Annotated in this window: 18 protein-coding genes; 5 read left to right on the top strand and 13 right to left on the bottom strand. The window is 71.6% G+C overall.

The genetic code is table 11. From position 1 onward, the window contains the following. Positions 1 to 23 precede the first annotated feature (23 nt). Genes HFP15_RS02645 through HFP15_RS02625 form a run of 5 tightly spaced genes read right to left on the bottom strand, consistent with a single transcriptional unit; the run spans position 24 to position 7,078 of the window. Complete coding sequence (locus HFP15_RS02645; protein ID WP_168510939.1) at positions 24 to 2,087, bottom strand: acetate--CoA ligase family protein; 2,064 nt, start codon at positions 2,085 to 2,087, stop codon at positions 24 to 26. Then, positions 2,084 to 3,265, bottom strand: a complete 1,182-nt coding sequence (locus HFP15_RS02640; protein ID WP_168510937.1) for a CoA transferase — start codon at positions 3,263 to 3,265, stop codon at positions 2,084 to 2,086. The genes HFP15_RS02645 and HFP15_RS02640 overlap by 4 nt, the downstream gene beginning before the upstream one ends. Next, complete coding sequence (locus tag HFP15_RS02635; protein ID WP_168510935.1) at positions 3,262 to 4,590, bottom strand: MmgE/PrpD family protein; 1,329 nt, start codon at positions 4,588 to 4,590, stop codon at positions 3,262 to 3,264. The genes HFP15_RS02640 and HFP15_RS02635 overlap by 4 nt, the downstream gene beginning before the upstream one ends. Further along, positions 4,590 to 5,744, bottom strand: coding sequence for an acyl-CoA dehydrogenase family protein (locus tag HFP15_RS02630; RefSeq protein WP_168510933.1), 1,155 nt, complete (start codon positions 5,742 to 5,744; stop codon positions 4,590 to 4,592). The genes HFP15_RS02635 and HFP15_RS02630 overlap by 1 nt, the downstream gene beginning before the upstream one ends. Next, positions 5,744 to 7,078 carry an MmgE/PrpD family protein gene (locus tag HFP15_RS02625; RefSeq protein WP_168510931.1) on the bottom strand — a complete coding sequence of 445 codons (1,335 nt, stop codon included), beginning with the start codon at positions 7,076 to 7,078 and terminating at the stop codon, positions 5,744 to 5,746. Before HFP15_RS02625 ends, HFP15_RS02630 begins: the two co-directional genes overlap by 1 nt. 109 nt (positions 7,079 to 7,187) lie before the next feature. Between HFP15_RS02625 and HFP15_RS02620 the strand changes: the two genes are divergently transcribed. The 4 genes from HFP15_RS02620 to HFP15_RS02605 are packed head-to-tail and all read left to right on the top strand — an operon-like array spanning position 7,188 to position 10,705. After that, on the top strand, positions 7,188 to 8,063 hold the full coding sequence (locus tag HFP15_RS02620) for a 3-hydroxyacyl-CoA dehydrogenase family protein (RefSeq protein ID WP_168510929.1): 876 nt from the start codon (positions 7,188 to 7,190) through the stop codon (positions 8,061 to 8,063). After that, the gene (locus HFP15_RS02615; protein WP_168510927.1) at positions 8,060 to 8,779 is read left to right on the top strand and encodes an enoyl-CoA hydratase/isomerase family protein; all 720 of its coding nucleotides are present in this window, start codon (positions 8,060 to 8,062) and stop codon (positions 8,777 to 8,779) included. The genes HFP15_RS02620 and HFP15_RS02615 overlap by 4 nt, the downstream gene beginning before the upstream one ends. A 41-nt stretch (positions 8,780 to 8,820) precedes the next feature. After that, positions 8,821 to 9,471: a GntR family transcriptional regulator gene (locus HFP15_RS02610; RefSeq protein WP_168510925.1), complete on the top strand. Its 651-nt coding sequence runs from the start codon at positions 8,821 to 8,823 to the stop codon at positions 9,469 to 9,471. Positions 9,472 to 9,499: 28 nt separating this feature from the next. Beyond that, complete coding sequence (locus HFP15_RS02605; RefSeq protein WP_168510923.1) at positions 9,500 to 10,705, top strand: acetyl-CoA C-acetyltransferase; 1,206 nt, start codon at positions 9,500 to 9,502, stop codon at positions 10,703 to 10,705. Here HFP15_RS02605 and HFP15_RS02600 read toward each other — a convergent pair. Genes HFP15_RS02600 through HFP15_RS02580 form a run of 5 tightly spaced genes read right to left on the bottom strand, consistent with a single transcriptional unit; the run spans position 10,702 to position 17,499 of the window. Continuing rightward, the gene (locus tag HFP15_RS02600) at positions 10,702 to 12,054 is read right to left on the bottom strand and encodes an MmgE/PrpD family protein (RefSeq protein ID WP_168510921.1); all 1,353 of its coding nucleotides are present in this window, start codon (positions 12,052 to 12,054) and stop codon (positions 10,702 to 10,704) included. The two genes, HFP15_RS02605 and HFP15_RS02600, sit on opposite strands and share 4 nt — an antisense overlap. After that, positions 12,051 to 13,397, bottom strand: coding sequence for an MmgE/PrpD family protein (locus HFP15_RS02595; RefSeq protein WP_168510919.1), 1,347 nt, complete (start codon positions 13,395 to 13,397; stop codon positions 12,051 to 12,053). The genes HFP15_RS02600 and HFP15_RS02595 overlap by 4 nt, the downstream gene beginning before the upstream one ends. Then, positions 13,390 to 14,709 carry an MFS transporter gene (locus tag HFP15_RS02590; RefSeq protein WP_168510917.1) on the bottom strand — a complete coding sequence of 440 codons (1,320 nt, stop codon included), beginning with the start codon at positions 14,707 to 14,709 and terminating at the stop codon, positions 13,390 to 13,392. The genes HFP15_RS02595 and HFP15_RS02590 overlap by 8 nt, the downstream gene beginning before the upstream one ends. 31 nt (positions 14,710 to 14,740) lie before the next feature. Next, positions 14,741 to 16,120, bottom strand: coding sequence for an FAD-dependent oxidoreductase (locus HFP15_RS02585; RefSeq protein ID WP_210716623.1), 1,380 nt, complete (start codon positions 16,118 to 16,120; stop codon positions 14,741 to 14,743). 14 nt (positions 16,121 to 16,134) lie between these two features. Beyond that, on the bottom strand, positions 16,135 to 17,499 hold the full coding sequence (locus HFP15_RS02580; RefSeq protein ID WP_210716622.1) for an MFS transporter: 1,365 nt from the start codon (positions 17,497 to 17,499) through the stop codon (positions 16,135 to 16,137). Between the two features lie 223 nt (positions 17,500 to 17,722). Between HFP15_RS02580 and HFP15_RS02575 the strand changes: the two genes are divergently transcribed. Further along, the gene (locus HFP15_RS02575; RefSeq protein ID WP_168510915.1) at positions 17,723 to 18,403 is read left to right on the top strand and encodes a GntR family transcriptional regulator; all 681 of its coding nucleotides are present in this window, start codon (positions 17,723 to 17,725) and stop codon (positions 18,401 to 18,403) included. A 44-nt stretch (positions 18,404 to 18,447) separates the two neighbouring features. Here HFP15_RS02575 and HFP15_RS02570 read toward each other — a convergent pair whose 3' ends face one another. Genes HFP15_RS02570 through HFP15_RS02560 form a run of 3 tightly spaced genes read right to left on the bottom strand, consistent with a single transcriptional unit; the run spans position 18,448 to position 21,454 of the window. Continuing rightward, the gene (locus HFP15_RS02570) at positions 18,448 to 19,152 is read right to left on the bottom strand and encodes an isochorismatase family protein (protein WP_168510913.1); all 705 of its coding nucleotides are present in this window, start codon (positions 19,150 to 19,152) and stop codon (positions 18,448 to 18,450) included. Further along, positions 19,149 to 20,564 carry a dihydroorotase gene (locus tag HFP15_RS02565; RefSeq protein WP_168510911.1) on the bottom strand — a complete coding sequence of 472 codons (1,416 nt, stop codon included), beginning with the start codon at positions 20,562 to 20,564 and terminating at the stop codon, positions 19,149 to 19,151. The genes HFP15_RS02570 and HFP15_RS02565 overlap by 4 nt, the downstream gene beginning before the upstream one ends. Then, on the bottom strand, positions 20,561 to 21,454 hold the full coding sequence (locus tag HFP15_RS02560) for an isocitrate lyase/PEP mutase family protein (protein ID WP_168510909.1): 894 nt from the start codon (positions 21,452 to 21,454) through the stop codon (positions 20,561 to 20,563). Before HFP15_RS02560 ends, HFP15_RS02565 begins: the two co-directional genes overlap by 4 nt. Between the last annotated feature and the right edge of the window lie 106 nt (positions 21,455 to 21,560).

Below are 21,560 nucleotides of genomic sequence, written 5' to 3'. Positions count from 1 at the left end.
CGGTGAGACAGGGTGTGGCTTTTTCAGTTGTTTTCGGTGACGCAGACCAGCGCGTCGAGCGCGGTCGCGCCCTCGCCCCGGCCATAGACCCGCAGTGGGTTGACCTCCGCCTCCAGTACCGACGGCGCGGATTCGGCCAAAGTGGACAGTGCGACGATCGCCCTGGCGAGCGCGTCGGCATCGCCCTGACTGCCGCGGTAGCCGACGACCGGTGCCAGGCCCTTGACCTCGCGGATCATCTCGTGCGCGGTGACCAGGTCGACCGGCGCGAGCCGGAGACTCGAATCGCGGTACAGCTCGGCCATGACCCCGCCGGCCGCGACCATGATCAACGGTCCGGCCTCGGGACTGACCCGGTAGCCGACCAGGGCGTCCACTCCGGACGGTGCCATCTCGGTGACCAGCAGGCGATCCGCGGCGGGCCCGACCCGTTCTTCGATCTCGCGGGCCGCCGCGACCAGCTGCTCGTCCCCGGCCACGCCGAGCACGACGCCACCGGCGTCGGTCTTGTGCGCGATCGCCGCGGACAGCACCTTGACGGCGACCGGGTAGCGGATCCCGTCCGGCACCCGGCCCTGCGCGGCCTCCGCCGTCACGACCTCCACCGCCGGCTGTGCCGCGATGCCGACCTTGTCCAGCAGCCGGTAGGAGTCCAGCTCGTCCAGCACCCGCCGCTCGCCGTCGGTGCCCGGCCGGGTGCCGGGACCGATCCGCGCCGACGCCGGGCGGGTCGCAGCCGCGGTGATGGCCTCCACAATGGACTCCGGGGTGCGGAACGCGGGGACCCCGGCCTCCCCGAGCGCAGCCAGTGCCTTCGGCGCGTCGGGCACCGCGAACGCGGCGAGCGGGGTCGGCCCGTCCGCGCGCTCGATGACGGCGCGCACCGCGAGTTCGGGATGGAACCGCGCCGAGGAGCCGACGACCATCACGACCACGTCGAACTCGCCGCTGCGCTGCAACGCGTCCAGTGTGCCGCTGACGATCTCGTGCTTGGCGCCGGCCAGGGTCAGGTCCATCACGATGCTGTCGGTGATGGGCGCGCCCAGGTCCTGGATCCGCTTCCGCAGCGGTGCCGATGGGGCACGGACGTGGACCCCGCGCAGGCCGAGCTGGTCGACGATGAGCGCCGCACCGCCGCCGGTGGTGGTGAGCACCCCGACGCGGAAGTCCGCGGCACCCTTGCCCGGTGCGACGCGTTCCAGCAGCGCGGGGGCCTCGATCAGCGCCTCCAGGTTGTCGACCCGGCTGATCGCGGCGGCCCGGAAGAACGCGTCGGCCTCCTCGTCGGAACCGGCCAGCGCCCCGGTGTGCGACACCGACAGCTGCGCGCCCTGCGCCGAACGGCCGAGCTTGTACACCACGACCGGTTTGCCACGCTCGGCGGCCGCGCTCGCGAACCGGGCGAGCTGGTCGCTGTGCTGCAGCGATTCCATGAACAGCGCGTAGGAACCGATCCCGTCGTCGTCCACGGTGGACAGGCAGATCTCGCCGAGGCTGAGATCCGCCTCGCCGCCGGTGGACACCAGTCCCGCGAACGAGATTCCGCGTTCCTTGCCGCGCGAGACCAGTGCGCCGATCACGCTGCCCGAATGGGACGCGACGAAAACCCGGCCCGGTGCCAGGTCGGCTTCGGCGAAGGCCGCGTTGGCGGTCAGCAGCATCCCGCTGCGCGGATTGATCGCGCCGAGGCTACTCGGACCCAGAATCCGGGTGGACCCCGCGGCGGCGCGCAGCCGCGCCTCCCGCTCCCGGCCTTCCTCGCCTTCCTCACCGAAACCACTCGCGAGCACGGTCGCGACTGGGACGCCGAGCCTGCCGCACTCCGCGACCGTCTCGATGGCCGCTTCCGTGCTCGTCATCACGTACACGTGGTCGGGCACCTCGGGCAGCTCGGCCAGCGACGGCCAGCACCGTTCCCCACCCACGGTGTCGCGGCGCGGGTTCACCGGGTAGACGCGTCCCTGAAATCCCGCGGCACGCAGGTACCGCAACGGCCGCGAGTTCGTCTTGGCGGGATCGTCGGAGGCGCCGACGAGCGCGACGCTCCCGGGCCACATGAGCGCCGCCGGCGCGTTTCGTTCCGTCATCGCTGGATGACCCCTTCGTCCACGAGTGCTCCGATTTCCTTGTGTGACAGCCCGAGTTCGCCCGCGAGCACCTCGTGGGTGTGGGCACCGAGCACCGGCGCGGGCACGATCTCCTCCACTGTGGAGCCCGGCCAGCGCACGGCACCGCGGGCGGCGAGCACCGGCCCGATACCCGGCTGGTCGATCTCGCCGAGCAGCGCCTCCCCGGGTTCGCGGGCGAGACCGCTCAGCGACCGGTAGGGCTGCCACAGCACGCGGGTGCCGTCGAACGTCTTCGCGACCGTCTCCAGGTCACGTTCGGCGAACCAGCGCGCCAGTTCCGCGGCGATCTCCTCCCGCAGGCGGTACCGGTTCTCCTCGACGTCGAGGTCGAGCCCGGAAGTGGTGGCCAGCCGCGCCATCGCCTCGGTCGTGCCGGTCGCCTCCCGCAGCGCCCGCCACTGGCGGCCGGTCATCGCGACGACCATCACGTACTCGCCGTCGGCCGTGCGCAGCGCGGTGCCGAAGCTGCCGTAGATGTGGTTGCCCTGTTTGGGCCGGTCCACGTTCTTCAGCTGTGCCTCACCGAGCCAGCCAAGGTCGGCGACCGCGCCGAGGGCCACATCGGACAGTGCGATCTCGGCGTAAACGCCCTCACCGGTCGTGGCCCGGTGCAGCAGCCCGGCCAGCACGGCGTTGGCGGCATGCGCGCCGGTGAGCAGGTCCCACGCGGGAAGCTGGTGGTTCACCGGCCCGTCCTCCCCCGCCGGCCCGGTCACCGACGGCACGCCTGCCGCGGCGTTGGCCGTGTAGTCCAGCGCCGGGGCCCCGTCGGGACGGCCCTGCACGCGGACGTGCACGAGATCGGGCCGCCGCGCGGTGAGCCGGTCGTGCGCGAGCCAGTCCCAGCCGACGGTGTTGTCCAGCAGCGTGCCGCGTTCGGCGACGAGGGCGGTCACGAGTTCCTGCCCCCGTGGCGAGCGCAGGTCGACGATGACCGAGCGCTTGCCCTTGTTGAGCCCGGTCCAGTAGAGGCTGCCGCCGTTGGGCGCCACCGGCCAGCGGTGGTGATCGCTGGCGCCGCCGAGTGGGTCGACCCGCACCACGTCGGCGCCGAGCCGGGCCAGCGCGAGCGCGCCCGACGGGGCGGCGACGTAGGTCGCTACCTCGACGATTCGCTGTCCCCGCAACGGTTTCATATGCCCAGCCTGGGCAGGAACGACAGGTCCTTCAGCTCACGGATCGCCTCGATCGCCGCACCGGCCCCGGCCTCGCCGAGCACCGACGTGCACAGCCGCCGGAACTTCGCTTCGAGCGCCTCGTCGGAGACCGGGTTGTCCGGTTCGCCGTACGGCTGGGCCACGCGCAGGGCGGCCGGCTCCCGGCCTTCCGCGAACACCGTGACCAGTGACGGGCGCTCCTTCGGGTACACGGCGTCGGCCGCCGGGTCGGCGTTCACCTCGACCTTCGCGGCCAGCGCGCGCACGTCGGGCCGGGCGCGGGTCTCATCGCCGAATTCGGCCAGTCCGACCTCGCCGCACAGCAGCGCGACCGCGAGGGCGTACGGGATGCTCATCTGCGCGGCGAGGAAGCTGTCCACTGTGGACGCGTTGTGGTGGGAGGCGACGGTGTAGGTGCCGACGGTGATGCGCGTGATCCCGTCGAGGCCGTGCTCCCGCAGGCGCAGCGCGGCGTCGATCGGCCCATGCAGGTGGCGGCAGCACGGATAGGGCTTGACGTAGGTGCGCAGCATCGCCCACTGCGTGCCGAGCCCACCGGTGAGCACGTCCGGGTCGTAGTCGCCGTGTGCGAACGCTTCGAAGTAGCCCTTCGTGCCTTCGAGGACGCCGGCAGGGCCGGTGAGCCCGCGTGCCGCCAGCTCGGCGCTGGCGACCGCGTCCCGTGCGGCCTTGCCCGCGTGCAGGCGTTTGACCTCGGCGTCCTGGCCGAGGAAGGCGAACAGGCCGCCGGCGTGCGACGCGGCGATGCCCAGCGCGTGCTCGGTCACCCTCGCGTCCAGGCCCAGCACGGTCGACACTCCCGCGGCTCCCGCGACGACGCCCGCGAGCGGGGTGTTGTGGAACCCGTTGCGCCAGGTGGCCGGATGACCGGACGCGGCCAGGCGGCAGGTCAGTTCGAGCGCGACCGCGGCTCCGGCGAGCAGCCGCTCCGGCGAGGCGCCGTGCCGCTCGGCCGCCGCGATCACCGCCGGAAAGGCCACCGCGCTGGGATGCACGCTGCCCGGTGTGTAGCCGTCGTCGACCTCCAGGCTGTGCGCGGCGGTGCCGTTGACCAGCGCCGCACCCTCGGCCGTCAGCGGCCCGAAGCCGACCGCGGTGGCGTCGCCACCCGCGTGGGCCACGGCCGCGTATCCGGCGACCAGCTTGGCGGTCGGATAGCGGGACGCGGCGACGACACCGCCGAGGTAGTCCAGCAGCAGCCGCTTGACGTGCGCGACCACCTCCGGGGGCAGCGGCTCCTCGCGCAGCCGCGCGGCGAACTCCGTGACCGCGGCGGTCAGCATCAGCGCACCTCCGCGACCGGGCGGCGCTGGCTGAACCGCTCGCCGAAGACGTCCTGCGCGATCGTGTTGCGCAGGATCTCCACCGAGCCGCCCGCGATCATCCAGCCGCGGATGCGGCGCACGAAGTACTCCATCGGCAGATCGGTCGAGTAGCCGGACGCGCCGAAGGCCTGCAGTGCGTCGTTGGCGACGGCGAAGGCGACCTCGTTGGTGTGTGCCTTGGCGATCGCGGCCTCGACCGGGTCCGGCGTCTCGCCCTCGGCGCCCGCCACCGCGCGGTAGATCAGCATCTTCGCCGAGTCGAGCTTGATCCGCATGTCCGCGAACTTCCACTGCAGGCCCTGGAACTCCATCAGCGGCCTGCCGAACTGCTTGCGCTGCTTGACATGCTCGACCGCCCGCTCGAACGCCGTCTCGGCCAGGGCCAGCGCGCGGGAGGCGTTGCCGAGCCGCTCCACGCCGAAGATCGACAGCATCTTCTTGACCGCCCCGGAATCGGCCAGCACGTAGTCGCGGGGCACGCGGCACTCGTCGAAGTTGAGCGTGCAGTGCGCTTCGCCGGACATGTACCGCTCGGGCCTGCCGCGGCTGAAGCCGGGCGCGTCGACGGGGACGACGACCGCGCCGATGTCGCGGGTCTTCGGGCCGAACCGGCACCACACCACGGAATGGGTGATCTCCGGGCCGTGCGAGTTCCAGCACTTCTGTCCATTGAGGACGACCGAATCGCCGTCGTAGCGGGCCGTGGTGCGCATGTCCGTCAGCGCCGACCCGGCTTCGGGTTCGCTCATGCCGGCGCTGACCAGGCCCTCGCCGCGCAGCAGCTTGGCGAGCACCTCCTGCTTGACCCGGGGCGTGCCGAAGTTCGCGATCTGCCGGATGGCACCGAAGTTGCTGGCCTGCACGGCGTCGCCGCTGTGCGGGCAGACCTTCGTCACGGCCTGCATGACCAGCACCGCCTCCAGTAGCGAGGCACCCTGGCCGCCGTCGGCCTCGGGGATGGTCAGGCCGGTGAACCCGTTGTCGGCCAGGGTTTTGAGGCTGTCCCAGGCGAAGCTGTCGCGGGTGAAGGCGCGGCCGGCGAACTCGCGCCGGGCCAGCGTCGTCACCGAGTCGCGCAGGGCTTGCTGTTCGGGGGTGAGCGAGAAATCCATCAACTCTCCTGTGTGTCGATCGTGGACAGTGCGGCGCGAAGCTCGCCGGCGCCGAGCCCGGCGAGTCCGGTGGCGAGCTTCGAAACCGCCGCGGGATCCGGTACGCAGGCGGCGATCTTGGCCTCGACCTGCTCGATGGTCAGCGGATGCGCCGGTGAGCCCGGCATCTCCGCGTGCCGGCGCATCGTGGTGCCGTCGACGTAGCGCAGGTCGACTTCGGCGGGCGCCATGCCGACCTGGGCGGGAAGGTCCTGCTCGACGTGGATCCGCGCGGCGAGCCGCTCGATCTCCGGATCGGTCAGCACTGGCTCACGCAGGCTGCTCAGGTCGACCCGGCCCTCGCGCAGCGCGGCGGCGACCAGCCAGGGAATCGAGAACTGTACGTCGGCGACCGGCTGCCCGCGCCACTGGAACGGCCGCGCCACCAGCGCGTAGGCCTGCCCGGCAGGCACGTGCACGACGGCGGTGTCCAGGCCCTCGGCGCGGGCGCCGAGCACGGCGTCGATCGCGGCGTGAGTGTAGCGGCAGGCGGGATAGGGCTTGAGCGAAAGCTGAGCGATTTCCCAGCCGGGCGCCCGGATTCCGGCGAACGCGGCGGCACTGTCGCCGTCCTCGCGCAGCGCCAGGATCCCGTAGTCCCCGTCGAGCCAGCTCATCGGACCGCGCACTCCGCGGTTGGCCAGCAGCGCGGCCGACACCCCGGCCTGCACGGCGAGCGAGGGCTGCAGCCGTTTGGCCGGTGAACCCTCGGCGACCACCTGCCGGGTCATCGCCGAACCCGTCGCGGGCAGCGCGAGCCCGAGTGCGCTGGTGAAACGTTCCTCGTCCAGACCCAGCGTGCGGGCCGCCGCAGCGGCCGCGCCGAGTGCGCCCAGCGCGGCGGTGCGGATCATTCCGCGCTGCCCGCCGATCGCGGCGGCGACGCGGGCGAGCACCTGCACCCCGGCAACCACCCCGGCGGCGGCGTCGGCGCCGGAGCGGCCGTGCGCCAGCGCCACTGCCAGCGCCGACGGCAGTGCGACACAGCTCGTGTGCACCACCGCCGAATCGTGGGTGTCATCGAAGTCCCAGGCGTGGATGAGCGCCGCCAGTGCCGCGGCCGCGGCGGGCGCGGGCAGGCTCGCCCTCGTCCACGGCAGCCGGACCGCTCCGGTACCCAGGTCGTTTTCCCAGCAGGACAACGCGTCCGCCACCCCGGGTGCGGTGCGGCCCGCACCCGCTATGCCCAGTGCGTCGGCGATCAGGACCGCGAGCGCCGTGCGCTCACGATCGGACAGATCGGCCTCTCCTGCCATGCTCAGCGCCGCCACCCAGTCGCGGCCCGGCTCGCCCATGCGGTTCCCTCCTGCTTCCTCGCGGGATCACCGGGAGGTGACAGTACACAATTTATAAAATGCCGTCTATGCAATACGATGATCTGGTCAACGAAGATTGGAGGACGCAATGAGCTCCACAGTGGGCGTGCTCGGCGCGGGGATCATGGGCCGCGGCATCGCGCAGGTCTTCGCCGCGGCCGGGCACGCGGTGGTCCTGTGCGACGTCGACCAGGCGACCGCGGAGCGCGGGCACGCCACGATCCGCGCCGGCCTGGAACGCGCGGCACGTAAGGGCGGCGGCCCCGGCCTCGACCTGCTCGAACGCATCGAACCGGCGGGCGAGGTGAGCGCCTTCACCGGCGCGGGCCTGGTCATCGAGGCCGTACCGGAGGACCTGGACCTCAAGCACCGGATGCTGACCGATGTCGCGGCGGTGACCGGCCGGGACACCGTGCTGGCGAGCAACACCTCGGCGCTGCCGATCACCGCCATCGCCGCCGGTGTGCCCGGCCCGGAGCGGGTCATCGGGCTGCACTTCTTCAACCCCGTGCACCGGATGGACCTGGTCGAGATGGTGTGCGGCCTGCAGACCGCGCCCGCGACCGAGACCTTGGCGCGTGAGCTGTGCGAGTCCGCGGGCAAGGTCGTGGTCCGCGTGTCGGACCGGCCGGGTTTCGTCACCAGCCGGGTCAACGTGCTCATCGGCAACGAGGCCTTCCACATGCTCTCCGAAGGAGTCGCCGGCGCCGAGGAGATCGACACCGCGCTCAAGCACGGCCTCAACCACCCGATGGGCCCGTTCGAACTGATCGACCTGGTGGGTCTGGACACCCGGCTGTCGGTGCTGCGCGGCCTGCACGAGTCGCTTGGCGACCGCTTCCGGCCCGATCCCCTGCTGGTCAGCCTTGTGCAGGCGGGCAGGCTCGGCCGCAAGACCGGGCATGGCGTGTACCGCTACGACGAGAACGGCAAGCGCGTGCCGGGTTCGGGGGATCTGCGATGACCGTGCGCACCGAGTTGTCCGGGCATGCCGCCACGATCTGGCTCGATCGCCCGGCGAAGCTCAACGCGCTCGACCTGGAGATGAGCGCGGGTATTCAGCGGGCGCTGGACGAGTTCGCCGATGCCGAGCGGCCGCTGGTGATCCGCAGCGCGGTGCCCGGCACCTTCGTCTCCGGTGCCGACCTGACCGAACTCGCCCGGCGCACCCGGCGGGAGGCGCTCCAGCGGGTCAACCACCGCCTGTTCACCGCGATCGAGGAGTACCCGTGGCCCAGCATCGCGCTGGTCGGCGGGCACGCCCTTGGCGGCGGCTGCGAACTGGCGCTCGCCTGTGACTTCCGGTTGTCCTCGGAGTCGGCCACCTGGGGCCTGCCCGAGGTCCGGCTCGGCATCATCCCGTCCGCGGGCGGGCTGGTGCGGCTGCCCAGAATCGTCGGCGCTTCCGCCGCGAAACGCCTGATCCTGACCGGTAAGCGGATCGGCGCGGCCGAAGCGCTCGCGATCGGTCTCGTCGACGAGGTCTCCGACGATCTCGACGCCGCGCTGGAGCGGCTGCTGGGCGAGCTCGGCAAGGCGTCGATGACCGCGGCCCGCTACGCGAAGGAGGCGATGTCCGCACCGGGCGATCACCGCAGGACCGCCGACGCCGCATTGCAGGCGCTGTGCTTCGAGAGCGATGAGGCGCGCCGCCGACTGAGCGGGGCGGTTCGTCGGTAGTCTGTAATCTACAAAATGCGAAGGGGAGGGTGGTTCCGGAGATGGCCGACAACATTCCGGCCCCGCCGCTGAGCCGCACCGACTACGTCGTGTCGCGGCTGAAGCAGGACGTGGCGGACGGCACGCTCCGGCCGGGGCAGGCGCTGCGGCAGGTCCAGATCGCGCAGCGGTACGGGGTCAGTGTGACGCCCGTGCGCGAAGCGCTGCGGATCCTCGAGGCCGACGGCACCATCACCTACTCCCCGCATCGCGGCGCGACGGTCAAGGACGTCGATCCGGAAACGGCGACGGACCTGTACCGGCTGCGGGCCGCCGTGGAAGGCCTCGCGACGGAGATCGCGGTCGAGCGCATGACGCCGGAACGGCTGGAGGCCATCGAAGCGGCGCACCAGGCGCTGCGTACCGCGCAGGCCGACGATGCGCCCGCCGCGGAACTGTCCAAACTCAACAAGGCGCTGCACTACACGATCTACCAGGGTGGCGCGCCCATGCTGCTCGACCACATCTCGACCCTGTGGTCGCGTTTTCCCACCAGCGTCACGATCTGGGACACCGCGCCGAATGTGTCCGCTTTGGACGATGACCATGCCGGGATTCTCGACGCCATCCGCGCCGGCGACGCCGAGCGCGCGGGTGCGCTGATGTCCGCGCACGTCCGGCACGCCGGGCGGCTGCGCGCCGGCACCTACTGACACTTCTTTTCCCCACAGGAGCACGACCATGCAGCTTCGCCCTGCCCTCATTTGCTCTCCCCTTCGCACCCCGGTCGGCCGGTTCGGCGGTGTGTTCGCCCGCGTGAGCGCCGCCGATCTCGCCTCGACGGTGCTGCGTGCCCTGCTGGACCGCACGGGCCTGGACCCGGCCGCGGTCGACGACGTGGTGCTGGGACAGGCGTATCCGACCTCGGAGGCGCCCGCGCTCGGCCGGGTCGTCGCGCTGGACGGCGGGCTGGGCCTGCGCACCGGTGGCCTTCAGCTCGACCGGCGCTGCGGGTCCGGTCTGCAGGCGGTACTCCAGGCGGCGATGCAGGTGCAGACCGGAATCAGCGATCTCGTGATCGCCGGAGGCGCCGAGAACATGAGCGACGCCCCGTTCTACGCCACCGGAATGCGCTGGGGTGTCAAGGGTTCCGGCGTCACGCTGCACGATTCGCTCGCGCGCGGCCGGGTGACCGCGGGCGGCCGGAACCATCCGGTAGCCGGCGGGATGCTGGAAACCGCCGAGAACCTCCAGCGCGAGTACGGGATCGACCGGGAAGAGCAGGACGCGTTCGCGTTGCGGTCACAGCAGCGGGCCGCCGCGGCGCAGGCGGCGGGTGTGTTCGACGAGGAGATCGTGCCGGTGACGGTGCGCTCCCGCCGGGGCGAGCAGGCCGTCACGGTCGACGAGCACCCGCGCCCGGACACGACGGCGGAGGCGCTGGCGAAGCTCACGCCGGTGCTGGGTCCGGAAGGGACGGTCACCGCGGGCAACTCCAGCGGGCAGAACGACGGTGCCGCGCTGTGCGTCGTCTGCACGCCCGAGATGGCCAAGGCGCAGGGCCTGACTCCCCTGGTCCGGCTGGTGACGTGGGCGGTGTCCGGGGTGGCGCCGGAGACGATGGGCATCGGCCCGGTGCCCGCGACGGCGACCGTGTTGCGGCGCGCGGGTCTGGACCTCGCCGACGTGGATCTCATCGAGATCAACGAGGCGTTCGCCGTGCAGGTGCTGGCGTGCCTGCGGGAATGGAAACTCAGCGACGAGCTGGACCGCGTGAACGTGCACGGTTCGGGCATCTCGCTCGGCCACCCCGTTGGCGCCACCGGCGGCCGGATCCTGGCGACACTGAGCCGCGAGATGACCCGCCGCGGCGCCCGCTACGGCCTGGAGACGATGTGCATCGGCGGCGGCCAGGGCATCGCGGCGCTGTTCGAGCTGGCGTCCTAGCCATCCGCGCCGACCAGCGAGCGCAGTTGCGAGAAGTCGGGCTCCGGCCCGCTGATCAGCGCGTCGCTGAACTTCACGGCCTGCTCGGGGGCGATGCCCGCGCGCAGGCAGTTGTCGCGGAACTTGCCCGTCACGCGCTCGGCGTCCCAGGGGCGCCGAGCGCTGCCGTCGACGTCCTCGACGTGCGCGGTGCGGCTCGTTCCGTCCGTCAGCTCCACCTCGATCGCCGCGGGGAACACCGCCGGGTAGCCCGAGTCCGGCCACGGTTCCCGGTCGACCCGGGCCGCCATCGCCAGCACGGCGGGATCAGGCTCGCCGTCGAAATCGGTCAGCGCCACCGCGCCGCGCACCGCCTGCAGGGCTACCACGTAGGGCAGGCTCCACCGCGCCTCGTCGGCACGCGCCGGCGCCTGTTTGCGCGCCCACGGCTCGGCGATGATCTGTTCCTGGCCTTCCGGTACCCGGCAGACGATCCGCCGGATCCACTCCACGGGAACATCGACGGCGGCGATCGCTTCGGCGAACGGGTGCAGGAAATGGCAGCACGGCAGCGCCTTGAACGCCGCGTCGGCCAGGTACCACCGGGAACCGAGGTCGCCGGACAGCTCCGCCAGCCGGTCCGCCGCGCCGGGATCCCTGGCGTACAGCCCGAACAGGCCACGTTCACCTTCGAAGACGTCGCGGGCGCCGGTGATCCCGCCGCCGGCGAGCGCGACCGCCGAGATCGCGGCCTGCGCGCCGATGCCCGCCTGCGCCGCCTTGCTCGTGGCACCGCGGGCCAGGAAGGTGAAGTTGCCCGCCGAGAAACTGGCCGCGACACCCACGGCGTCGAGCAGCGCGTCCCGATCGAAGCCGTGCAGCAGGCCCACCGCCACCGCTCCGGCGATCGGGCCCGCCACGGACGTTCCCTGGAAACCCGTGCGCTGGAAACCACTCGGCGCGGCCAGCCCGAGCCGGACCAGCACCTCCCAGCCCGCCACGAAACTCCGCACCACCCCGGCACCGGAACAGCCACGGGCCTCGGCGGCGGCGAGCACCGCCGGGGCCAGGACGCTGCTGCCGTGCATGACGGAACCGGTGTGCGTGTCGTCGTACTCCAGCGAGTGCACGAGCGTGCCGTTGACCAGCGCCGCCTCCGCCGCCTGCGCCCCCGTCCCGGTGCCCAGGACCGTGCACGGCCCGTCCGCGCGGCGCGCGGACGCGAGCGTGCGGGCGGGCCCGAGCCGTGCGGCCACGACGGCGACCCCGACGGCGTCCAGCAGATGCAGGCGCGCGATCCGGTCGATCTCGTCCGGCACCGTCTCCGGCAGCGCCCGGACTCCGTCGACGAGCCGTTCGGCGGCCGTCACCGAGTGCCCGCCAGCAGTTCGTCCAGCACCGTGCCCAGTTTCCGGCCGAGGTCGAGCGCCCGCGCCGGATCGGTCAGCGCCCGCACGCGACCGGCGAATCCGGGCCGCGACTCGCCGGTGAGCGCGGCGTACTTGGCCAGCAGCTGGTCACGCGAGAGCGGCCGGTCCGGCCCGCCCGCGGCCGACAGCACGGTCTCCTCCAGCACCCGGCCGTCCTCCAGCGTCACCCGCATCCGCGACGGGCGGTCATGCGGCGGAGGAGGCGGATCCTGCCACTCCTCGATGGTGACGAGGCTCCGCAGCCGGGCGACGGCAGGATCGGCCAGCGACGGGGCAGCGAAAGCCGCGGCGGAGGTGTCGCGTGTGGACAGTACGGTCGCGACCGCGTGCGGCAACGAGAACCGCCCGGCGAGGCTGGTTTCCGGTGCGGCGTTGCGTAGCGCGGCGGCGAGCGGATGCGCGCGCACGGCGATCTCCGCGATCGACGCGGGCTCGGCCTCCCGCGCGATCGTGGCCGCCGCTTCGACGCTCGAATGCAGATACTGGCAGCACGCGTAGGGCTTCTGGTAGCCGTCTTCCACGGCGTACCGCTCCCCCAGCCCGGCGGTCAGCTCGTGCGGCCGGGCCGTGGCGCCGCCGACCCGTCCGAACACCTCGTCCAGCACGGCCGGGCTCGCGGTCAGGCCCGCGTCGGCGACCTCGGCGGCGAGGAAACCGAGCTGCGCGCCGGCCCCGGCCCACGCGTTGCGCACGGTGGCGCCTTCGGTCGCGTGCCCGAACGGGCCGGTGAGCGACATCGACGCGGCGCCGAGCACCGTCTGCGCGAACCGGTCCGCGGGCAACCGGCGCGCGGACGCGATCGCCGCGGCCGCCCCGATCGGCGAGAGTGTCGCATGGGGATGCAGCACCAGCGGCAGCGGTGGCCGGTAGGCGCGGGCGATGCGTGTGACGACTTCGTAGCCGACCACCAGCGCGCCGAGCAGATCGCCCAGGGTCGCACCCTCCGCCTCGGTTTCGGCGAGCGCGACGGGCAGTGTGTACAGCGAACCGTGGCAGGTCGCCGGGCGGTAGCCGCCGTCGAGTTCGGTCCAGTTCGCGGCGACCGCGTTGGCGAGTGCGGCGGCGCGGCGTCCGGCGCGTTTCCCGGATATCCCGACCACGGTGGACTCACCCGGCCCGGCCGCGCGCTCCGACACGGCCCGGACCTCGGGCTCGGCGTGCGCGGCGATCATGGCCGCGAGATCGTCGCAGACGATGGTCAGGGCGGTGCGCAGAACGTCATCGGGCAGCGCGGCGGTTTCCTGGCGCGCCGCCCAGTCGAGCAGGTCGTGAATCTCAGGCATCCGTGACCTCCATGGGCGCGGGCACGCGGGTCGCGGCGGTGTGCTTGCGGTGCGCGAGTGCCGCACAGCCGGCCGCGAGCAGGGACAGCGCGACCACATACCACGCCATCGCGGTGTTGCTGCCGGTCAGGCTGTAGAGCCAGGTGGCGAGAAACGGCGCCGTGCCACCGACGATCGTGGTCGGCAGGGCGTAGCTCAGCGACGCGCCGGTGTAGCGCGTCCTGGCGGGGAAGAGTTCACTGTAGACAGCGGGCTGCGGCGCGTACGCGGCGGACTGCACCACGGCGAGTCCGAGGATCATGCCGAGCAGGATGACCCATGACTTCCCGGTGCCGATCATGGCGAAGTAGGGGAAGGCGAAAGCCGCGGCCGCCAGCGCCGCCACCGCGACCTGCCGCCGCAGCCCCACCTTGTCCGACAGCCAGCCGAACAGCGGGATCGACACGAGATAGCACACCGACACGATGGTGAGATGGTTGATCGTCTCGCCCTTGGGCACCCCGAGGGTGCCGGTGACGTAGGCCAGGGTGTAGGTGGCCACGGTGTAGTACAGCGCGTTGTTGGCCGCGCCGAGGCCGGCGCCGATCAGCACCGAACGCCAGTCCTCACGCAGCACCCGCACCACGGGCATGGCCGCGACGCCTTCGGTCTGCGCTGTTTCGGCGAAGTCCCGTGATTCGGCGAGGCCGCGCCGGATCGCCAGGCCGACCGCGACGATGATCACGCTGCACAGGAACGGGATCCGCCAGCCCCAGACGTCGAACGCGTCACCGCTGATCGCCGAGGCGGCCGCGATGACGAGGCTGGCCAGCAGCAGGCCGGCGGGTGAGCCGATCTGTGTCGAGGAACCGAACAGGCCGCGCCGGCGGGCCGGTGCGTTCTCCACCGACAGCAGTGCCGCGCCGCCCCATTCGCCCCCGAGCGCCACCCCCTGCGCGATCCGGCACACGACGAGCAGGATCGGCGCCCAGACGCCGATCGTGCCGTAGGAGGGGATGCATCCGATGAGGACGGTCGCGCCACCCATGATCAGCAGGGTGAGGATCAGTACCGTGCGCCTGCCGAGCCGGTCGCCGTAGTGTCCGAAGAGGATGCTGCCGAGCGGCCGGGCGCCGAATCCGACGGCGAAGGTCGCGAACGCCGCCAGCGTGCCGACGACGCCGTGCTGGGCCGGGAAGAACACCTTCCCGAAGACCAGCGACGCCGTGGTGCCGTAGATGAAGAAGTCGTACCACTCGAGGGTCGTGCCGACGAGGCTGCCGATCGCGGCCCGGCGCGACTGCCCGGTGCGCGCGGGAGGTGACGAGGACAACGATGTACTCCTGCTGTTTGGTCGGGTTCGTTCAGCCGAGGACCGCGGCGGCGTGGCGGCCGGCGAGCATGCCGAGGCCGAGCGCGGCGAGCAGCCCGTTGCCGGAGGAATAGCCCGAACCGCCCTCGCGGCCGCTGACCCCGGCCGCGACGCCCCCGGCGGCGTACACGCCCGGCACCGGGCCGTCCGGCCCGAGGACGCGGGCGTGCTCGTCCACGCGAACTCCGCCCTGCGTATGGAAAAGCGCGGGAATCGCGCGCACCGCGGCGTAGGGCCGGCGCAGCGGCCCCCAGCCCCATTCGGTGCGGCCCGCCGGATCCGGTGCCGACCCCTCGGCCGCGGCGCGCGCGATCTCCAGCGTCCGGGCCAGTTGCGTGCCGTCGACCCCGATGGCCGCGGCGAGGGCGTTCACATCCGCCGCTTCCTTCACACCACCCGCCGCGAGCAGATCGGCGAACTCCTCCTCGTGCGCGGCGACCGAGTCGCGGATTCTGGTGTCGAAGACGACGTGCACGGGCCCCGGCACACGCGACACCTCGGCCGCGAACCCCGAGTAGCCCACCGATTCGTCGCCGATGCGCGCTCCGTTTCCGTCGATGAGGATCCCGCCGTGCTCGACAGTGGTCCACGAGGTGATCGAGCCGTGCGGGCTCGCCACCGCCGCGTAGCCCTGGAACGCGGACTCGTTGGCCATCGTCGCGCCGAGATCGAGCAGCCATCGCACCGCCTCGCCCGTGCTGCCGTGCGCACCGAGGTACTCCAGGCCCGAGGCCTGTGGGGCGAAGCGGGCGATCATCTCCGGGTCGGCGCCGAAGCCGTTGGCCGCCAGCACGACCGCGTGACTGCGCAACGTGTAGGTGCCGGAACGGTTGCCGGACACGACCACGCCCCGGACCGCGCCGTTCTCGACCAGCAGCCGTTCGACCGGCGTGTGCGTGAGCACCTCGACGTCGGCGGCCTTGGCGGCTCGCAGCAGGTCGGCGACGAGCGCGTGTCCTTTGCGTGAAGGCGGCGCGTGCAGCCGCGGCACGCTGTGCCCCACGTGTTTGTAGTCGGTGATCAGCCGCAGGTCCACCTGGTGGGTGTCGACCAGCCACTCCACGAGAGGGGCGCTCGCCTCCGCGAGGACGCGCACGAGATCCTCCGCCTCGTGCGGCCCGGACTGGCGCAGCAGATCCGCCGCGAGCCGCGCGGGCGAGTCCTCGATGCCCGCCTCGGCCTGCCAGCGGCTGCCACCACCGGGCACCGAGCCGGTCGAGGCGGCGGTGTTTCCTCCGGGGCGCTCTTCCTTCTCCAGCACCACGGCGGTGGCACCGCCATCGGTTGCCGCGAGTGCGGCGGCGAGACCGCCGCCACCGGCCCCGACCACCACGACGTCGACGTCCACCTCGGGTCGTTTCGGCTCTGCCACGGTGTCCTCTCTGCTCAGCCGGCGCGCAGCGCGGTGCCGCGCGTCTCGGTCAGGGTCAGTGCGGTGCCGGCGCTGATCACGGCTGTGGCCACGAGGAACCAGGCGGGCGCCAGGGCGTTGCCGGTGATGTCGAGCAGCCACAGGCAGATCAGCGGCGCCGTGCCGCCGACGGCCATGCTCGCGAGGTTGAACCCGAGCGCGATGCCGGTGTAGCGCACGCGGGAGGGGAACATCTCCGCGAAGGTCGCGAACACGACGCCCATCAGCGCGGACTCGGGCAGGCCCAGCACCACCTGCGCGAGCAGGGCCAGCGCGTACACGTGGTGGTTCATCAGCGCGAAACCGGGCACCGCCAGCACACCGAACGCGATCGCGGCACCGAACAGCAGCGGCTTGCGCCCCCACTTGTCGGCGAGGTGGCCGAACAACGGCATCGCCAGGCACGACACGATCAAAGTCGTGGTGGTGGACCAGAACGCGGCGCTGGCCGTGAAGCCGCCGGTGCGCTGCAGGTGCGTCGAGGCGTAGACGTAGACCACGTAGTAGCCCGCGAAGAGCAAAGTGGATAGTCCGAGGGTGCGCAGCAGACCGGGCAGATGCGCGCGGACGAGTTCGGCGGCCGGTGCCGAGGCGAGCCCGCCGCCCGAGGCAAGCTCGTCGTCGGCAACGGAATCCTCCAGCCGGAACCGGATCCACAGGCCCACCAGGCCCAGCGGAAGACTGAGCAGGAACGGGATCCGCCAGCCCCAGCTGACCAGCTCGGCATGCGTCAGCACCGAGGTCAGGATCGTCACCGCGATCGAGGCCAGCAGCGCGCCCGCGAGGGCGCCGAGCTGGACGGTCGAGCACAGGAACCCGCGCCGCGACGGCGGGGACTTCTCCGCGACGTAGGCCGCGGCCCCGCCGACCTCACCGCCGGACGCGACACCCTGCACGCACCGCGCCGCCACGAGCAGGAACGCCGCACCCACGCCGATCGCGCTGTAGGTGGGCAGGACACCGATCGCCACGGTGGCCGCGCACATCGACAGGATCGTGGCGGCGAGGATCCGGGAGCGGCCGAACCGGTCCCCGAGGTGGCCGAAGATCAGCCCGCCCAGCGGCCGCAGCACGAACGCCGCCGCGAAAGTCGCGAACGTGGCCAGCAACGCGCCCGTAGGATCGGTGCCGCCGGCGAAGAACACCACCGACAGGATCGTGGCCAGGTAGCCATAGATCCCGAAGTCGTAGTACTCGACGATCGAGCCGATCAGTCCGGCTGGCACGACCCGCGGATCGATCGCCTGCGGGACAACGGTTTCCTGGTCTCTTACCGTGGCCTCGGCGGGCGGGGCCGGTTCGCTTCCGGCAGTGCGCGCGATCCGTCCGTTCGCCTCCACCGTGACGACCTCCTGGTTCTGACCCGCCGGTGACAAACCCCGGCGTCCGGCTGTTGCCCTACCCTGCGCCAGAAAGTGACAACTGTCAACAGTTTTCTATTGCGGGACCGGCCGCTACAGTGGGCAAGAGCTTCGTTACCCTTCAACAGTTGGCAGCTTCAACGGTCTGCGACGCGGCCCCGATCCGCACGGCACGGCGAAGCGACCGTGTAAAGGAGACCTGGTGAGCGAGCAGACCCGTCCCGCCAAGCTCGGCAGACTGGCGACTTTCTCCAGCCGCAGTCTCGAGGTGCTGCGGGACATGATCCTCGACGGCACACTGGCACCCGGGGAACGCCTCAACGAAGTACATCTGTCGCAGGCGCTCGGAATCAGCCGCGGTCCGCTGCGCGAAGCCATCCAGCGGCTGGCCAGCGAAGGGCTCGTCGAGGCGGTGACACATCGCGGCGTCTATGTCCGTTCCTTCTCCCCGACCGAGCTGACCGACTTCTACGAACTGCGGACCGCACTCGAAACGCACGCGGTGCGGCTCGCGGCCCGGCACGCGCAACAGCAACGCATCGACGAGCTCACCGAACTGCTCGACAAGACCGAGAGCAGCATGGGCGGCGACGCGACCGGCGCCTATCCCGCCGATCAGGATTTCCACGCCCGGTTGGCGGGGCTCGCGGCGAAACCGCCGCTGGTGACCGCGCTGACCGAAGTCGGCAGGAAGATCCAGCTCGCCCGCGCCCGCTCCGCGCACCAGCCGCGGCGCGCCCGCACGGCACTGGACGAGCACCGCGCGATCGTCGCGGCGCTGGCCTCCCGGGACGGCGACCACGCCGCGGCGCTGCTCGAAGCGCACCTGGTGAGCTCGCTGAACAACGCCTTGACGGTCTTGCGCAGCAACGAAAACGACTGAAAAGGCGGCGGCTTGCGCAACCCGCAAGCCGCCGCCGATGCCGGCTAGCCGCGGGCAGGCAGCCCGGACAGCGCGGTGAGCAACGAGTCCGTCGTGGTCACATCTGCGTACTTCTGGGCCATGTCGAAGAGATTGACCTCGTGCACCACCGGACTGCGGTCGTATACCGCGTCGGCGGGCACGCTGACCCGGAAGTTGTAGGAAAACGCGTCCGCGACACTGGAGCGCACGCATCCCGACGTCGTACATCCGGTCACCACAAGGGAATCCGCTCCGGTCTCCACCAGGTAGCTCACGAGCGGGGTGCCGAAAAAGGCGCTGGGATGCCGTTTCGGCACCAGCACGTCGCCCTCGGCGGGCGCGACCTCGGCGACGAATTCGTAGCCCTTGGCCGGAATGTCCATGATGCCGGGCACTTTCGCGCCGAGCCTGCCCGCGTCGTAGGACTTCTTCGGCGCCACGTGCGGGTACAGGATCGGCCAGCCCTTCGCGCGGAAGGTCTCCACCAGCCGCGCGATCTGCCCGACCGCGGCCCAGCCGACCTCTCCGCAACTGGTCGGGAACTCCTCGACGGCGGACTCGAACGGCAGGGGCGTGGTGCCCACGGTCCGGTACTGCACGTCGATGATCAGCAGCGCCGGTCGCGTGCCCAGCCCGACGGGCTTGCCGAAACCGGCGAGTTCGTAGTGCCGCAGCGTGGTTTCGTCGATGACTCCCGCGCCGCCCACCGTCCAGGCCTGCTCGGTCATGCGAACTCCTTCTGTTGGTGGGCCAGCGCGGCCGCGCCGCCGCGGCTGCGCGCGAGATACGTGCCCCTCGGGGTGGTCGACAGCTTTCCGTCGCGGAGCGCGAAGTGGCCGCGGACGATCGTGTGCACGACCCGCAGCGGGATTTCCGTGCCCTCCCACGGCGAGTACTCGGCCGCCGAGTACTGCGTTTCGGCGCGCACCGTGGTGGTGGCGTTCAGGTCCACCACGGCGAGGTCGGCGTCGGAGCCGACGCGGATGGTTCCCTTGCGGGGAAAGAGCCCGAACAGCTGAGCGGCCCGCGTGCTGGTGGCGTCGACGAGCCGTTCCAGCTCGATGCCCCGGCGCAGCCCCTCCCCCACGGTCGTCGGCAGCACGAGGCCGGTGCCGGGGAAGCCCGCCGAGGCGGACCAGATGTCCTTCTCCTTCGCGGTGCGGTGCCGGGCGTTGTGGTCGGAGCCGACCGTGTCCACCGCACCGGTGCGCAGGCCCTCCCACAGCGCCTCGACGTCCTCGCGGTGCCGCACCGGCGGGTTGACCTTGCCATAGGTGCCGCAGCCGGAATCGGTGGTCAGCGTGAGGTACTGGGTGCAGGTCTCGGTGAACAGGTTCGGATAGGCGCTCTGCTGCATCCGCATCGCGTCGAGCGCGGCCTTGCTGCTCGTGTGCACCGCGTACACCGACGCCCCGGTGGCGCTGGCGAAGTAGGCGACCCGCTGCACCGCCTCGGCCTCGACGACCGGCGGCCTGCTGCGGTACCACGCCTCCAGTGGCGGCAGCGACTCGTCGCGCGGCTGGTCGCGCAGTTTCCACACCAGCTCGATGTTCTCCGGGTGCGGGTTGACCACGGCCCCGGCGTCGGCGGCCGTCCCGAGCAGTCCGTACATGTAGGCGTCGTCATTGCCGGGCAGGCCGAGGTATTTGCCCTCGTCGCCACGGAAGTTCATGAAGAACTTGAAGCTGGGCACGCCGAGTTCGCGGACATAGGCCGGAATCTGCGCGACCTGCTCGTCGGTGCCGAGCACGAAGTGGAATCCGTAGTCGGTGTGGGAGTTGCCCGCCATCGCCGCGTCGGAGGCGGCGAAGACCCCCTCGTAGGGATCGGCGCTCATCAGGTACACGAGCATCGTCGTGATGCCGCCCGCCACCGCGGACGCGGTCTCGCACGACGCGTCGTCGGGGTCGCGCGGAACCCGGATGTCCTTGCCCAGATGGACGTGCGGGTCGATGCCGCCGGGCAGCACGACCTTGCCGGTCACGTCGACCTCCTCGGCGGCACTGACCGGCGTGCCGGGTGCCACCAGGCCGCTGATCATCCCGCCGGTGACCAGGATGTCCAGCTCCTGCAGGCCCGCGCCGTGCTGGAAGACGCGGCCACCGCGAAGCCTCAGCTCGTGAATGCCGTCGTTGCTCACCGGATGCGCCTCCGTTCCGCGGTAGCCGCGTACCGCTCCTCGAGCCGGTCGAACTCCGGCTTGCGCACGAGCGCCTGCCGATCCTCCCAGCTGATCATCAAATCCGCCGCCTCGCGGGTGTCCCCGTGCTTGCCCAGATGATGGAGCACCTCGCGCATACCGACCACCGCGCCGCGCATGGTCGCGTTGGCGTAGAGAGCCACGGCGAAACCCAGCTCGCCCAGTTCCTGGCGCGACAGGATCGGGGTCCGCCCGCCCTCCACCATGTTCGCGACGTGCAGACCAGGCACGCGACGGGTGATCTCGCGCATCTCCTCGACGCTTTCCGGCGCTTCCACGAAAATCACGTCGGCGCCGGCGTCGAGATAGGCGGCGGCACGTTCGCACGCGGCGTCCAGCCCTTCGATCGCACGCGCGTCGGTGCGGGCGACGATGACCAGGTCGTCGTCGTGGCGGGCGTCGACGGCGGCTTGGATCTTGCCGGTCATCTCCTGCGCCGACACCACTTCCTTGCCGCTGAAGTGCCCGCATTTCTTGGGGCTGACCTGGTCCTCGATCTGCACCCCCGCCGCACCGGCGCGTTCCAGCCTGCGGATGGAGCGTTGCACGTTGAGCGCGTTGCCGAATCCGGTGTCGGCGTCCACGATCACCGGGATGCCCACGACGTCACAGATCGCCTCGACGTGCGCGCTCAGCTCGTCCAGGCTCAGCAGCCCGTGATCGGGCATCCCCAGGTAGGTGTTGGTCACGCCCGCGCCGGTGACGTAGACGGCGTCGAACCCCGCGTCCTCCACCACCCGCGCGGTCAGGGCGTTCGCCGCGCCGGGCAGCAGCAGCGGACGAGCCTGCGCGCCGAGAAGGGCACGCAGTGTTCGCGCCGGGGTGGTCATGAGGCCTCCTCGAGGTCGATCGGAACCGTGGATGATCGCGAGACGTTCACCTTTCGCTCCCCCACTCTGTCATTCGGTCTCGGAAACTGACAACTGTCAACAGTTG

This window comes from Amycolatopsis acididurans, from assembly GCF_012328925.1.
GTDB classification, from domain to species: Bacteria; Actinomycetota; Actinomycetes; order Mycobacteriales; family Pseudonocardiaceae; genus Amycolatopsis_E; species Amycolatopsis_E acididurans.
This window is presented reverse-complemented; position numbering and strand designations above follow the sequence as displayed.

Bases quoted from the DNA above. Each gene is read 5' to 3' on its own strand.
- HFP15_RS02645 (WP_168510939.1), bottom strand. From the start codon at position 2,087: ATGACGGAACGAAACGCGCCGGCGGCGCTCATGTGGCCCGGGAGCGTC.
- HFP15_RS02640 (WP_168510937.1), bottom strand. From the start codon at position 3,265: ATGAAACCGTTGCGGGGACAGCGAATCGTCGAGGTAGCGACCTACGTC.
- HFP15_RS02635 (WP_168510935.1), bottom strand. From the start codon at position 4,590: ATGCTGACCGCCGCGGTCACGGAGTTCGCCGCGCGGCTGCGCGAGGAG.
- HFP15_RS02630 (WP_168510933.1), bottom strand. From the start codon at position 5,744: ATGGATTTCTCGCTCACCCCCGAACAGCAAGCCCTGCGCGACTCGGTG.
- HFP15_RS02625 (WP_168510931.1), bottom strand. From the start codon at position 7,078: ATGGGCGAGCCGGGCCGCGACTGGGTGGCGGCGCTGAGCATGGCAGGA.
- HFP15_RS02620 (WP_168510929.1), top strand. From the start codon at position 7,188: ATGAGCTCCACAGTGGGCGTGCTCGGCGCGGGGATCATGGGCCGCGGC.
- HFP15_RS02615 (WP_168510927.1), top strand. From the start codon at position 8,060: ATGACCGTGCGCACCGAGTTGTCCGGGCATGCCGCCACGATCTGGCTC.
- HFP15_RS02610 (WP_168510925.1), top strand. From the start codon at position 8,821: ATGGCCGACAACATTCCGGCCCCGCCGCTGAGCCGCACCGACTACGTC.
- HFP15_RS02605 (WP_168510923.1), top strand. From the start codon at position 9,500: ATGCAGCTTCGCCCTGCCCTCATTTGCTCTCCCCTTCGCACCCCGGTC.
- HFP15_RS02595 (WP_168510919.1), bottom strand. From the start codon at position 13,397: ATGCCTGAGATTCACGACCTGCTCGACTGGGCGGCGCGCCAGGAAACC.
- HFP15_RS02570 (WP_168510913.1), bottom strand. From the start codon at position 19,152: ATGACCGAGCAGGCCTGGACGGTGGGCGGCGCGGGAGTCATCGACGAA.
- HFP15_RS02560 (WP_168510909.1), bottom strand. From the start codon at position 21,454: ATGACCACCCCGGCGCGAACACTGCGTGCCCTTCTCGGCGCGCAGGCT.